This is a genomic window from Weissella sagaensis (assembly GCF_010306265.1).
Classification (GTDB): domain Bacteria; phylum Bacillota; class Bacilli; order Lactobacillales; family Lactobacillaceae; genus Weissella; species Weissella sagaensis.
In genome coordinates this window covers 153,780-168,745 of record NZ_BLKA01000003.1, presented here as the reverse complement: position 1 = coordinate 168,745, position 14,966 = coordinate 153,780, and the positions used below count along the sequence as shown (strand labels likewise).

Sequence of the window (14,966 nt, the reverse complement as noted above, 5' to 3'; positions counted from 1 at the left end):
CTAAGCTAGGTTGTTTTTTTGTATGCATGAATCATGACACGCCACAATAGAAAAAATCACTAAATTCGATAGAATTTAGTGATTGAATCAGGCATATTAAGCTTTATTAGCATTGCCAAAGACATCAATGCGTTCAGTGAGAGCAGATTCAATGCCTTTAACACCAGTTGCCAGCAACTTACGTGGATCATAATTTTTTCCTTCTAAATCATGATCAGCTAGAATAAATTCACGTAGCGCTTCATGGAAGGCGAGCTGTGCTTCTGAATTAACGTTAACTTTTGAAACGCCCATTGAAATAGCGGTCTTTATTTGATCGTCGGGGATGCCAGAACCGCCATGTAAGACGATAGGCATTTCGTGACCAATGGCCTCGTTAACCGCTAAGGTGATGTTTTTTAAGTGGTCTAGATGTAGCCCTTTCCAGTTATCAGGATAAGGACCATGAATGTTACCAATACCAGCAGCTAAAAAGTCGATGCCTGTATTAACCATTGCCACAGCATCCGGGATAGGTGCGATTTCGCCGCCACCGATGATGCCGTCTTCCTCACCGCCTATTGAACCGACCTCGGCTTCAACAGAGATGCCTTTAGCATGTGAGAGATTTACGATTTCTTGTGTTTTAGCAAGGTTTTCATCAATGGGTAAGCTTGAACCGTCAAACATAACCGACGTGAAACCAGCTGCTATAGCTGCTTTGGCGGCTTCAAAGTCACCATGGTCAAGATGGATAGCAATTGGTACGGTAATGTTTAAATCATCATGCAAATCATGGATTAAATCGACGACAGTTTTAAAACCACCCATGTATTTAACGGCACCCATTGAAGCGGCGATAATTGTTGGCGCCTGTTGTGCTTGTGCTACCCGTAAAATGGCTTCGGTCCATTCAAGATTATTAGTATTAAATGCGCCAATCGCATAACTGTTTTGACGAGCTTTGTTGATTATGTTTTTTCCTGAAACAATAGTCATTAATTATTCCCAGCTTTCTTTTTTAAATTCAGTTGTTGCATGACGCAACTGGTACTGCTTTTGCTCATTAGCCTGAACGATAGCTGTGCGTAAAGTTTGCTCATCATTTTGTGCAATGCTAATTAAAAAAGGCACGAGGTCGTCAGTCCAAACTAGGCGAGGATCGTATCCGTATTGTAACCAAAAGCTATCAAGCATTTCATCGTCCCAATCGCTTGCACCGTGATAAGGACGATCGTCAAGCAAGATACTATTGGGTAATTTTACAAGATTTTTTTTGTGAGTTAATACAACCTTTTTGTAAAAGGGACTGTTTTCATCATTGCCAAAGTATTCGGTAAGCCAATTAATTTTATCTTGCCAAGAACTTGGGTTTTCCCATGGAGCAGTTGATAAAATGTAAAGATCATAGTAATTTGCTAGTTCGAAGACGCCATCAATGGCACCAGGAATTGGCTGTAAATTACGAAAAATACCAGGAATTTGATCTGGTTTATTGACATGATATTTTTGGATATTTTTACTCTCTGCATTTAACACGGGTAATGTGTCAACCAGCGTATTATCCATATCGATAAATAATTTTTTGATAATGCCCCTCTTTTCTATACATTATGTCATAACATTATTTAGGAAGAGTATACCTCTAAAAAGGGAAGTTATCAAGGTGAAAACAAAAATGGTATAGTTATTAAAATTTATTATATTTATTTAAATAGTATGTAAAATGACTGTATTAGTTTAAAACAATGTGATTAATAGTTGATTTAAGGCTTTTGTGATAACGTTAACGATTGTGAAATGTATGGAGGGGTTTATATTATAGTGATGATGATACGTGATGTGATTTTAATATTGGTATAGGCTTTGTTTTGTAGCGGTAGTTTTTAGCGTATAATAGTAAACTAACATTGTAGGTAAAATTAACACGTAAGTGACTTTATATGTGATAATAGATATAGTAAAAATAGGTTATTAGAGGAGTGGACAATGACCGATGAAGAAAGATTGCGTCAGTATCAAGAATTATTGAATAGTGGCGTTATTACAAAAGATGAATATAATGATATGACAAAACATTTGCAAGCAAGAGTGCAACAACATGCAGAGTTTGATGCGCAAGTTGTACCCGAAGCAAAAGAGGAGGTAAAACAAGACACGTCTCAATCGGCGGTGGATGACGCGCAAATGTCATCAGAATCTAGTATCGATGAACAAGCTGAGGCACCAAAGGAAGTCGAAACGGTTATTGATGAGCGCAAAAAACCAATTATTTTGATGCCAAGTCAGACAACAAAAGAAGCTGTGACAACTACGCTTGATGAACAGCCGTCACGTGTGACGCGTATGGCCAATGAAGCTGACCAAGTTTCTCCAAAAGGACCTAAGAAGAATAGTGATTTGTTAATTGCTATCATCATAGTGTTAGTGGTTTTGATTGGTGGTGGCGTTGTTGTAACGCATCATAATCAAAAGAATGCCCAAATTGGAACTGAAAATGTTAAAAAAGAAACCAGCAAAAAGGCAGCTGCATCTTCTTCAGTAAAGAAAAATGCTAGTGAAAATGCAGAAAAGAAAAAAGCAAGTAGTGAAAAGAAAAAAGCTGAAGAAAAGGTGCCAGCCCAATGGTCTGATGCACAGAATAAAGAATTAGCAGATTACATGGGGATATGGCAAACCGCTGTTGGCCAAGACTTTGTTGGTACCTATAATGGTGGTACGCCAAAGCACTTAGCATATAAATTTCCAGATGCCCTTAAAGATGGTCAATTAAAGGATCATTTGAAACTCGATGATCATAAAGTGGCCTTTACTTGGTCACCAAAAGCTGATAAAAAAGCTGATTATCAAGTCGTTGCAGTTGCAACAGGATCGCGCCAAGGTGTTGATTCACCTACTTCTTATTTCTTTGTTATTCACGAAGGTCAAGGACAAGTGTATGCAACAGAAACGGCTAGTGGTAAAGATTTGACACTTACCGAAACGCAAAATGCGGACTTAAAGAATAATTTTGCTAGCATTGTTGCGGAAACACAAAATGCTGCAAGCGAGGCACAATCAGATGAAACGCCACAAGAAGATGTCACCATTAGTGATGATGCGACGGTTACAGAGTATTAAATAGTGCAATTAACCAGTATGACCTGCGCCAATGCGCTAGTCATACTGGTTTTTTTGTTATTTTGAGATGAGATAAATTCTTTACGAATATCTTTAAAAAGCATATACTTACTTTTAGTAAATTAAAAAATAAAAAAGAAAGTCAATTGGTGAAAATGAAAACAGCACGATATGATATTCAACATTTAACAATACGCGTAGTTGATGAAAAACGGACTCGGGTCTTTTATGAAAAAGTTTTGGGATTAGTGGATGTTGCATCAGACGAAACGCAAATTAATTATGCATTTCATGCAGGTGAAGCACCATTTTTAACGATGTTACTAGGTGGAAAACCACAAACGGTGGCACAAACTGGTTTATATCATATGGCATTGCTTTTTCCAAATGCTGCCGAGTTAGCATCCATTTTGCATCGTCTATTAACCTTACAGATTCCAGTGGGAGCTGGTGATCATGACGTCAGTGAAGCAATCTACATTAATGACTTTGAAGGGAATGGTATCGAATTATATCATGACCGGGATGCACAGAATTGGAAATGGCAAGATGGCTTTGTCACAATGGGCACAAATGAAGTTGATGGCGATAAGCTATTAGCACAAAAGCAACATGATTGGACAGGCTTTCCAACCGGTATAAAAATTGGACATTTGCATTTTATGGGGAGTCATTTAGTTGATGCTGACAAGTTTTTCTTAAAATTTTTACAAATGGACTTAGTGTCAAATGTTTCAACTTCAGCGCATTTTTATTCAAATAATCATTATCATCACCATCATGCGGTTAACTTATGGCAGAGTGAAAACAGTGATTTACGTCATTTGGATGAAGCAGGATTAATTGATTGGCGTGTGGTTGTTGACCAAGCGTATTTTGATTTATTGGCACAACGCGCACAATCAGAAGAGGTGACTGTTAGTGTGAATAATGATAAACAAATTAAGGTTATAGACCCTATGGGGACGACTTTATTGATTATGCATGACTAAGATAGCGTGCTTAGTTATTAACACTTATCACTAATACGATTTGTTAGACAGGTAGCTGATGACTATGTTACGCTTCCAATAAGATAATGATTGTTATAATTAATTTTAATGAACAACGTTCTTTTAGAAAGAAGGATACAAATAATGACAACAATTTATGATTTTACTGAAACAGAAATGAATGGAAAGCCAATTAATTTAAAAGATTATGAAGGCAAGGTCGTTATTATCGTCAATACTGCAAGTAAGTGTGGCCTAGCCCCTCAGCTTGAAGGATTAGAAGCTTTATACAAAGAACACAAAGATGAAGGGCTAGTTGTTTTGGGATTGCCATCTAATCAATTTAAGCAAGAACTTGATAGTGATGGAGAAACTAACGAATTTTGCCAAATGCACTATGGTGTCACTTTTCCAATGACAAAACGTGTTATGGTTAATGGTCAAGATGAAGATGAATTGTTTACATATTTAAAAGAACAATCTGGTAATGGTGCTATTAAGTGGAATTATACAAAGTTTTTGGTTGGGCGTGATGGTAAATTAATTCATCGTTACGCACCAATTACGACACCTGAAAAAATGACGGATGATGTGTTAGCAGCGTTGAAAGACTAAGCAAACATGTTGATTTGTGTAAAATAAAACAATCTACAACGGTGGTTATATAGGTTTTCAAGTCTATATAACCACTTTTTTGTTAAAAAAATCACAAAAATGATTGAATTAATAAAGATTCCCGTATTTGGGAATTTTGTTGTTTCGTATAGGAGTAATGCCTTAGTTGATTATGGATATTGAGAGCGATAAAATGTAATTGTTGATAGATAAGTTTATGAAATATAAATTGATTGTAATTATATATAATTTCTAGTTACTCGTATTATTTGGGGGTATTAACATGAAGGCAGCAGTTTGGCATGGTGTAAAAGATATTCGCGTAGAAGATGTAGATTTAAAGCCAGCGCAAGATAATGAAGTCGTTGTTCGCGTTGCCTATGCGGGAATTTGTGGTAGTGATTTGCATGAGTACTTAGAAGGACCTGTTTTTATTCCAGTTGATAAGGTGGATGAGTTAACGGGTGGACAAGCACCATTAACAATGGGTCACGAGTTCTCAGGAGTTATTGAATCTGTTGGTAAGGATGTTAAGAATTATAAAGTTGGTGATCATGTATCAGTAAATCCAACTGTTACACATGCACAATCACCTGATGATGTTGATGTGTATGATGGTTATAGTTTTATTGGACTAAGTTGTGATGGTGGTTTTGCAGCACATGTTAATGTACCAGAAACTAATTTGTATGCTTTGCCAGCTGATTTCTCATTGAAGTTAGCAGCAACGATTGAACCAACAGCTGTTGCAGTTCAAGCTGTTAAAGAAGGTGGCTTAAAGTTTGGTCAAAAGGTTGCTATTTTTGGTGCTGGTCCAATCGGTGTTTTGGTAGCAGCTGCAGCCAAAGCAGCTGGTGCAACTAAGATTGTTGCAGTTGATTTATCAGCTGTTCGTTTGGAAAAGGCACTCACAATGGGCGCAACTGATGTTGTGAATCCAGCTGATTTTGCGGACCCTGTAGCAAAAGTTCGTGAAATTTTAGGTGGTGGTGCAGATGTATCCTTTGAAGTTGCAGGAGTACAACCAACTTTTGAGCAAGCTATTTCAGTAACTAAGGCTCGCGGAACAGCTGTTATTGTTTCAATCTTTGCCCACCCAATTTCATTTGATCCAATGCAATTGATGAATGCTGGTGTTAAGTTAACATCAACGATTGCATATTCACGTGAAACATTCCAACAAACTGTTGATTTGGTAAGTTCAGGACAAATTAATGTTGAACCTGTTATTACGGATATGATTGACTTGGATGACGTGGTTGAAAAAGGATTTGATCGCCTATCAACTGATAAGTCACAAGCGAAGATTTTGATTGATTTAACTAAAGAAGATTAAACTAAATATAATATCTAAAACACATGTATTTCATATAATATGTGTGTTTTTATTTTGCTTATTTAAAATAAGTGTTTACAACTTTGTAAAAGTAAGTTAAGTTAGTATTAACGACGAAAACGTTGTACATAATGATTAATTTTAAGGAGAAATATCATGGCAAAATATGGTGTAATTGTTGGATCAACTCGTAAGAACTCATACTCATTGGGTGTAGCAGAAGCATTGGTTGCTGGTTTACCAGCAGATGCAGAAGTTACTTATTTGGATATTGCAAAGCTTCCTTTGTATAACCAAGATTATGATGAAGCTTCACCAGTAGAATATACTGAATTCCGTGATGCTGTTAAGGCACAAGATGCATTTATTATTGTAACGCCAGAGCACAATCGTAGTGTGCCAGCTGCTTTGAAGAATGCTTTGGATGTTGCTTCACGTCCTTGGGGACAAAGTGTTTGGGCAGGTAAGCCAGTATTGCCAGCTTCACAATCAATTTCTGGTATTGCTGGTGTTGCAGCACACCATGTTTTGCGTAACTCATTGGACTTCTTAGACATGAAGATTATGCACCAACCAGAATTGTTCATTGGTAACACTGCTGAACTAGCTGATGAAAATGGTAAGATCACTAACGAAGGCACAAAAGAATTTTTGGCTAACGTAGCTGGTCAATTTGCAGAATTTGCAAAGAACTAATAAATTAAATCAATAGTCATTGATTTAATTATCTAAATAGCAAACCACTAACACACTGGTGGTTTGCTATTTTTTGTTTATTAGTTAAGTAATTATTTTTTCATATAACAAATGCATTAAAAACTAATGTAAAATTTATTTTTGACAGCTATAAAATAAGACGGTATAGTTTTTAACGGACTTTTAAAATTTTATTTGATAGAAAACAGAGGTATTATATGAAGAAAAGATGGTTATTTATTTTAAGCATTGTTTTGCTTGGTGTGGTAATGCGGTCAACGTTTACAACAATTCCCGTAGTTATTGATAATGTGGCTAATACATTTGGCTTGCCAGTATCTCAACTAGGTATATTAACGACACTACCTTTGTTAACATTTGCAGTTGTTTCGCCAACAACAACATTTTTTACAAAACGTTTTGGGATTGAAAAAACATTATTAGCTGCTTTGTTGTTTGTCTTGGTTGGATCAATTGCCCGTATTGTGAGCGCACCAATGTTATTTATTGGCACAATTTTAGTTGGAATTGGTATCGCCTTTATTAACGTGTTATTACCAGCAACATTAGTGAAATTTACACCTAACAAAATAGGCGTTTATACATCACTGTACAGTACAACCATGACGTTAATGACAGCAGTATTTCAAATTATCGCAGTGCCAATTACCAAAACATTTAGTTGGCAAATGCTAGTTGTCTTTATCACAGTCATTGTTTTACTAGTAGTGGTGACTTGGATAGCGCATATGTTAGTTAATACTGACCCGGAGTTAGATAAGGCAGTAACACAAACAACACATACGACAACGAGAAAAATTAATCCTTGGCGTAATAAGTATGCCTGGTCATTACTAGTGATGGCAGGGATTCAATCGGCAGTTTTTTACACGTCGATTGCATGGGTACCGACGATTGCACAACGAACAGGTGTAACAGCCATACAATCAGGTTGGGTAATTGGTGTCCTATCATTAATTGGAATTCCAGTATCAATGTGGGTGCCTAGTTTTTTGGAACGCTCGTCATATAAAGGACGACGGACATTGATGACAGGTGCTACGGGTCTATGGTTACTTGCCATCCTAATGATGTTTAATCAACATGCTGGTCTTGTCTGGTGGTTAATTGTCACTGCCTTTATTGGTATTGGTGGAACTGCTGTGTTTGTCTATATGGTAACCTCTTATGCTATTCGGACACGTAACGCAAATGAGAGTTCAGCGTTATCAGGAATGGCACAAACGGGTGGCTATCTCATTGCAGCAGGTGCACCTTGGGCTTATGGTGTTTTATATGCGCAACTTAATAACTGGATTTTGCAAACAGCTGTGATGGCTATTGCAATTGTTGTATTTATTATTTTAATGTGGTTTTCTGAACGTGATAAAACGATTTTTGAATAGTCTAGTTTAGTTAGATTAGTTGATTTAATATACGTCTTGAGAGTAGCAAGCTACCAGGTTAATGGTTAGATTGTTACTCTTTTTTTAAGGGTACGTTTGTACTCAAAATGTGCCATAAAATAAGGGGTACGCTGGTTAAAACAATACTTGCAATAGATAAAATTAGCTATCGCCTTAGTAAAGGCGAAATCAAAATAATTGTAGCAATTCATGGCTGATTGGTATGGGTATCGACTTTGTCGAGCATGATTTGGCTAATATAACAATCGTGTGAGTTAAATAGAAGTCGATTAATTAAGGCATTAAGTAGAATGATTGCCTGATATTGATAAACTAGTATAATGAAAGACAGTAATGCTAAAGATAATGAGAGAGATAATATGAGTCATACAATCATGCCTGTACGATTAGGGCAAATACTAACAGGAAAAGTCGTCGAAGTGCTCTATAATGGATTCGGTGTTGTTATGTTGAATGATTATCCGATTCGCATGGCAAATGCATTTACAGACGAGACTGTTAAGTTTGAAATTACCCAGGTAAATCGTAAATTTGCGCGTGCTGAAGTTGTGGGTATTATTGACCCGTCACCAGATCGTGTTGAAATGGGCAAAGATTACTTGTTGGATGTAGGGATTGCACCCTATGTAAACTTACGTTATGAGGCCCAATTAAAGTTAAAGCAGGCGCAAGTTAAAAAAATTTACGAAACAGCAGGGATAGCAGCAACCATTGCACCAACTATTGGTATGGCACATCCTATTCAATATCGTAATAAAACAGTCGTACCGATTAAATATGATGGTGAAAAATTAGTAACGGGTTTCATTAAGCGACGGACACCTGGAGAAATTTTGCCGTTAACGGACTATTATGTCAACGATCCAGTTATTGATCAGACAATTGCCACAGTACGTAATATCTTAAATCAACACCAAGTAACGGTGTTTGATGATGATACCCAACAAGGGGCAATGCGCTATATTATGGTGCGTCGTGGTTATTATAGTCATGAATTAATGGTTGTTTTGGTTTCTCAAACTGCGACAATTAAGGATGAAGCAATAATCGCACAAGAAATTGTTGCCGTTGTTCCTGGTATTCATAGTGTTGTCTTAAATCATAACCCGCGTTCATTACATTTGTTGATGTCTGGTAATAACCGAACGCTATGGGGAGAAGATGTTATTCATGATACTTTGTTAGGAATTGAATTTGAAATTGGTCCTAATTCATTTTATCAAGTTAATCCACAAACAACAGAAGTGTTATATGCATTAGCTGCTAAAAAAGCTGAATTAAAGTTAACAGACACGGTCATTGATGCCTATTCTGGTATAGGTACAATTGGGTTAACAGTTGCTAATCAAGTTAAACAAGTGTTGGGTGTTGAGGTAATTGAGCGTGCTGTTATTGATGCACAAAAAAATGTTGCGAATAATCATGTAGAAAATGCCAGCTTTATTACAGCAGATGCGCCAGAACAAATGCGTAAATGGCAACAATCAGGAATTAAAGCGGATGTTATTTTCGTTGATCCACCGCGCCGTGGGTTAACAAATGAATTATTGGATGCAGTAACAGAAATTCGACCTAAGCGCTTTGTTTATGTGTCATGTAATCCAGAAACCATGGCGCGTGATGCCAAGTATTTGATTGAAAAGGGATTCCACATCAAAGGGGATGTGCAACCATTAGATCAATTCCCACAAACAGCCCATGTTGAAGTGGTAACGGTTTTTGAACCTAACAATTAAGCGGCGCAAGCCAAAGCACAATAAAAGTCGATTTTGAATATGTTTGAGTACCGTCAAGCGACAGCGCAATGTTGTTAGTCTGACGGTTTTTCTGTTATATAATTAATAAAAATTGTTAAGGCTTATTGATGAAAATGATTATTTGATTTCTAATAGAGCATGCATTTTTGGAGAATCTAGATGGTCAAAATCAAAGCGTATGACTGGTGAGCTTTGATATAATAAGCTTATACAAGATAATTTTTGAAAGGTAAGCACGGTTAGTATAATGAAACCTAAGTTAGAAGATGTCGCAAAATTAGCGGGTGTATCAAAAACAACAGCCTCTCGTGTGCTTAATAATCGTGGCTATTTAAGTGAGAAAACGCTTGAAAAAGTACATGATGCAATGGAAACATTAAATTATCAACCAAATGCAGCCGCACGGCAATTGTTTAAGCAAAAGACGGGATTGATTGGGCTTATTTTCCCAACTGTGTCAAATCCTTTTTTTGGTGAGTTAGTAAATTATTTAGAGTATGAATTATATCAACGAGATTTTAAAGTAATTATTGGTAATTCATTGCAGGATACACATAAAGAAACGGATTATTTAAATCAATTATTAGCAGGACAAGTAGACGGTTTAATTGTGGGAACACATAATCAGGGGATTGCTGAGTATAAATATAGTCATCTACCAGTTGTGGCAATTGATCGTGTTATGAATAGTGATATTCCAATTGTTGAATCTGATAATTATAAAGGTGGTATTTTAGCAACACAACGACTAATTAATGCTGGTGTTACACGTATTATTCATACAAATGGACCAAGTTCGTTAGAAACACCAGCACAGCGACGGCGTACTGCTTATGAAAAGGTCATGACCGATTATGGATTAGAGCCACATACTTTCACAATTGATTTTAGGTTATCGTTTGCTGAGAAAAAGCAACGTTATAATGAACTATTTGAGATATATCCAGATATGGAAGCGATATTTGTTTCAAATGATGTCGATGCAGGCATTGTGATGTCAATTGCAAAGGAACGTGGCCAAAATATTCCTGCTGATTTATTGGTTGTCGGATATGATGGTACTGAACTCATGAGAAATATGGTGCCTGAATTAACGACAATTGTTCAGCCAATTGAAGAAATGGCTAAAGTAGCCGTTGATGTTTTATTAAAACGGATTTCGGGAACGAAGACGGAATTGGAATATATACTACCTGTCGATTTGTGGGAAGGGGAAACAAGTAACAGATAGTTTTGAGAGACCAGGTAACTGGTTTTTTTTTTGTCGCTTTATATCAACCGGTTGACATACTCCAGAAACCCGGTTTATAATATCAATTGTGAAAGCGATTACATTTTTGTTTTAGTTACATGACACGATTTTTTGTTTATTCGAAGGGGGACTATCTTGTGTCAAAATATATGAAAGCTTTTAAAAATGAATCTTATCTTCAAAGTTCGGTAACAATGTTTTTGTACTTTGCATCCTGGGGGATTTGGTGGTCATTTTTTCAATTATGGTTAACATCTAAAAGTGGTTTGAATTTAAACGGTAGTGCTGTGGGGACAATTTATTCTGCTAATTCATTAGTGACATTAATTTTGATGTTCTTTTATGGGGCATTACAAGATAAATTGGGAATTAAAAGACATTTGCTAATATTTAGTGGTATCTGTGCAGCGCTAGTAGGGCCATTTTTTATTTACGCATATGAACCCATGTTGAATAGTAATTTTACAATTGGGTTGGTAGTGGGTTCAATTTTCTTGTCAGCAGGCTTTTTAGCAACTACGGGTATCTATGAAGCTTTAATAGAGCGATTTAGTCGGGTATTTAAGTTTGAATACGGTCAAGCACGTGCTTGGGGATCATTTGGTTACGCAGTGGTAGCACTATTGGCAGGACATTTATTTGTTATTAATCCTGATTTAAATTTTTGGATTGGTTCAATTTTTGGTGTGCTATTACTGTTAAATGTTTGTCTTTGGGTGCCTAAAGCAGAGCGAGAAGAAAAAAAGCGTAGCAACCAAGCAACACAAACGTCAGTACCTAGTGTTAAGGAAATGTTTTCCTTATTGAAGTTACGTGATCTTTGGATTGTTATTATTCTAATCTTTTTTACATGGACATTTTATACAGTGTTTGATCAACAAATGTTCCCAAGCTTTTATGCAGGTTTGTTTGGGTCAGTTGCTCAAGGACAACAAATGTATGGTAATTTAAATTCAATCCAAGTTTTTGTAGAAGCTATTATGATGGGAATTGTCCCCATTATTATGAATAAGATTGGCGTACGTAACACGCTATTACTAGGAATCACAATTATGGCAATTCGTATCGGCCTATGCGGATTTATTGATAATCCAGTTGCGATTTCATTTGTTAAAATGCTACATTCTTTTGAAACACCACTCTTTATTTTATCGATTTTTAGATATTTCACATTACATTTTGAAACCAAGTTATCAGCTACTTTATATATGATTGGTTTTCAGGTTGCGGCTCAATTAGGTCAAGTTGTTCTTTCAACACCATTAGGAATGTTACGAGATAACTCAGGCTACGCAACAACTTTCCATATCATTACGGTTATTGTGGCCATTGCCGGTGTTTATGCATTCTTTATGATTAAAAGAGATGATCAAGATGTAAATGGTGAGCCATTAGTTAAGCCAGCTGCTTAAGAAGAAAGGAATTTGACATAATGACTGAAAAATTAATACAAGTAACTAATCCACGTTATCGTCCTAATTTTCATGTGACAGCACCATCAGGTTGGATTAATGATCCAAACGGTTTTGTTTATTTTAAAGGGTATTATCATATTTTCTATCAATACCATCCGTACAGTGCAGAATGGGGACCAATGCATTGGGGGCATGCCCGTAGTTTAGATCTTGTTCATTGGGAATCATTGCCAATTGCATTATCACCGGAAAAACCAATTTCTAAGAACGGTATTTTTTCAGGAAGTGCGCTTGTTAAAGATGATAAATTGTATTTGATGTACACAGGACATCATTTTGGCGATAGTGGTGATGATGATGACTTCTATGAGGATCAAAATATTGCTGTTAGCGAAGATGGACTTAATTTTGAAAAATATGCAAATAATCCAGTTATTTCAACGCCACCCCGTGATAATACAGCTAATTTCCGTGATCCAAAACTTTGGCAAAGCGACGACACTTATTATGTAATTCTTGGTGGGCAAACGCTAGATTCAAAAGTAGGGCGCGTATTGCTTTATTCATCAAAAGATTTGTTGAGTTGGCATTATGAAGGTACAATCGCGCAATCGCAATCAGTCGCTACAGAAGGTTATATGTGGGAGTGTCCAGATATCTTTTCACTTGCTGACCAAGATGTTTTGTTGATGTCACCACAAGGTATGCAACCTGATCATGAAAAGTATTTAAATCTACATCAAACAGGATATATGATTGGTAAATTGGATGTGGCGACAGCAAACTTTGAAAGAAGTGGGTTTGTTGAAATTGATCATGGTCATGATTTTTATGCTAGCCAGACCATGTTAGCACCAGACGGTCGACGCATTATGTTTGGTTGGATGGCCATGTGGGAAAGTGAAATGCCTGAGAAAAAAGATGGCTGGGCAGGAGCATTAACTTTTCCCCGTGAATTAACGCTCAAGGACAATCATGTTTATATGCAACCGGTTGCCGAACTAGATCAGTTAAGGATTAAGCAGACTAAAAATAAAATATCATTTGTATCAGGTTCAACAACGCAATTATTGCTATCAGATGCTGATAGTCACGAAATTCAAATGCAATTAAAGGCAGATGAAGATTTTACGATAACGTTTATGGCGGCTGATGATGCGGCCTTAGCCTTACAATTTGCGCATCAAGAAAATAAGGTAACGATTTCAAGATCTGATCGCATAGACAAACGAATAGCTTACGTTAACGAATCAGCAATAATAAAGTTACAATTATTGATTGATCGTAGTTCAGCAGAAATTTTTATTAATGATGGTGAAACAGTATTTACAGAACGGTATTATAGTGAGATTCATCCAAATATCATCCTAGATAGAATAAACTTTGATGATGTGCAAGTGACCACGTATGAGTTAGAGAAAGATGCTGTTAAATATTAACATAACTAAAATAGGAGAAATAAAATGTCACTTTTAGGAGCAATTGAAGCAGGCGGAACAAAGTTTGTTGTTGCAGTAGCTGATGTAAGTGATCCAGATACAGTTATTGCACGTGAAAGTTTCCCGACGTTAGATGGATCGGCAACAATTAAGCAAGTTACGACATTCTTTGATCAATTCGATGATATTGCTGCGATTGGTGTTGCTGCGTTTGGTCCAATTGATATTAATCCACACAGTCGGACATATGGGTATGTCTTGGATACACCCAAAAGAGGTTGGTCGGGTTATGATTTTTTGGGAGCTATGAAAGCATGGCGTGACATACCTTACTATTGGACGACAGATGTGAATGGTGCCGGTTGGTCAGAGTATGTTTCCGGCGCCGCAAAAGATGTTGAAAATGTGGTTTATCTAACGGTCGGTACCGGTATTGGGGCAGGAATCATTCAACATGGTCAATTACTAAGTGGGCATTCACATCCTGAGGCTGGTCATATTATGATGCGCAAACATCCTAAAGACCAATATGTCGGTCATTGCCCCTTTCATGGCGATACATGTTTAGAAGGATTAGCTTCAGGACCAGCCATTGAAGAGCGCTGGCAAGAATCAGCTAAGTCTTTACCTGATGATCATGTAGCTTGGGAAATTGAAGCAGATTATTTAGCACAGGCTTTGGTAACTTATACGACTATTTTAAGACCAGATAGGATTGTATTTGGTGGTGGTGTACCACATCGTCGAATCTTGTTGCCAATGGTTCGTCAATCATTTGCACGACAATTAGCGGATTATTTGCCAGTTGATGATTTAGAACGTTATATTGTACCTGTTGAACATGGGGACAATGCGGGAATCTTAGGATGCTTTTACTTAGCTAAATCATTGTTAATCGAATAAATTGATAAAACAAAAAGTCATTGCTTACTAACGAT

General features: G+C 36.8%; 13 protein-coding genes. 11 read left to right on the top strand and 2 right to left on the bottom strand.

Features of this window, described 5'->3' with window-relative positions:
- Positions 1 to 96: 96 nt before the first annotated feature.
- Together fba and G7Y65_RS04800 are read right to left on the bottom strand one after the other, a co-directional pair.
- Complete coding sequence (gene fba / locus G7Y65_RS04805) at positions 97 to 978, bottom strand: class II fructose-1,6-bisphosphate aldolase (protein WP_165314678.1); 882 nt, start codon at positions 976 to 978, stop codon at positions 97 to 99.
- Between the two features lie 3 nt (positions 979 to 981).
- On the bottom strand, positions 982 to 1,548 hold the full coding sequence (locus G7Y65_RS04800) for a 5' nucleotidase, NT5C type (protein ID WP_052348409.1): 567 nt from the start codon (positions 1,546 to 1,548) through the stop codon (positions 982 to 984).
- Between the two features lie 420 nt (positions 1,549 to 1,968).
- Here G7Y65_RS04800 and G7Y65_RS04795 point away from each other — a divergent pair, with 420 nt between their 5' ends.
- From G7Y65_RS04795 to G7Y65_RS04745, 11 genes are all read left to right on the top strand, one after another.
- Positions 1,969 to 3,099, top strand: coding sequence for a DUF4767 domain-containing protein (locus G7Y65_RS04795; protein ID WP_052348408.1), 1,131 nt, complete (start codon positions 1,969 to 1,971; stop codon positions 3,097 to 3,099).
- Positions 3,100 to 3,254: 155 nt separating this feature from the next.
- Positions 3,255 to 4,091 (top strand): VOC family protein, encoded by an 837-nt coding sequence (locus tag G7Y65_RS04790; protein ID WP_240006082.1) that lies wholly within the window; start codon positions 3,255 to 3,257, stop codon positions 4,089 to 4,091.
- A gap of 144 nt (positions 4,092 to 4,235) precedes the next feature.
- Positions 4,236 to 4,706, top strand: coding sequence for a glutathione peroxidase (locus tag G7Y65_RS04785; RefSeq protein WP_042493031.1), 471 nt, complete (start codon positions 4,236 to 4,238; stop codon positions 4,704 to 4,706).
- 283 nt (positions 4,707 to 4,989) lie between these two features.
- Entirely contained in the window at positions 4,990 to 6,042 is a 1,053-nt protein-coding gene (locus tag G7Y65_RS04780) for a 2,3-butanediol dehydrogenase (RefSeq protein WP_042493029.1), read from the top strand.
- 156 nt (positions 6,043 to 6,198) lie between these two features.
- Positions 6,199 to 6,738, top strand: a complete 540-nt coding sequence (locus G7Y65_RS04775; protein WP_042493028.1) for an NADPH-dependent FMN reductase — start codon at positions 6,199 to 6,201, stop codon at positions 6,736 to 6,738.
- Between the two features lie 218 nt (positions 6,739 to 6,956).
- Complete coding sequence (locus G7Y65_RS04770) at positions 6,957 to 8,144, top strand: MFS transporter (RefSeq protein WP_042493027.1); 1,188 nt, start codon at positions 6,957 to 6,959, stop codon at positions 8,142 to 8,144.
- 380 nt (positions 8,145 to 8,524) lie between these two features.
- The gene (gene rlmD / locus G7Y65_RS04765; protein ID WP_137600494.1) at positions 8,525 to 9,901 is read left to right on the top strand and encodes a 23S rRNA (uracil(1939)-C(5))-methyltransferase RlmD; all 1,377 of its coding nucleotides are present in this window, start codon (positions 8,525 to 8,527) and stop codon (positions 9,899 to 9,901) included.
- A 268-nt stretch (positions 9,902 to 10,169) separates the two neighbouring features.
- On the top strand, positions 10,170 to 11,153 hold the full coding sequence (locus G7Y65_RS04760) for a LacI family DNA-binding transcriptional regulator (protein ID WP_042493025.1): 984 nt from the start codon (positions 10,170 to 10,172) through the stop codon (positions 11,151 to 11,153).
- 170 nt (positions 11,154 to 11,323) lie between these two features.
- Positions 11,324 to 12,586 (top strand): MFS transporter, encoded by a 1,263-nt coding sequence (locus G7Y65_RS04755; protein WP_170999651.1) that lies wholly within the window; start codon positions 11,324 to 11,326, stop codon positions 12,584 to 12,586.
- Between the two features lie 20 nt (positions 12,587 to 12,606).
- Entirely contained in the window at positions 12,607 to 14,028 is a 1,422-nt protein-coding gene (locus G7Y65_RS04750) for a glycoside hydrolase family 32 protein (protein WP_042493023.1), read from the top strand.
- A gap of 24 nt (positions 14,029 to 14,052) precedes the next feature.
- Positions 14,053 to 14,931, top strand: a complete 879-nt coding sequence (locus tag G7Y65_RS04745) for an ROK family protein (RefSeq protein ID WP_042493022.1) — start codon at positions 14,053 to 14,055, stop codon at positions 14,929 to 14,931.
- The last annotated feature ends 35 nt before the right edge of the window (positions 14,932 to 14,966 follow it).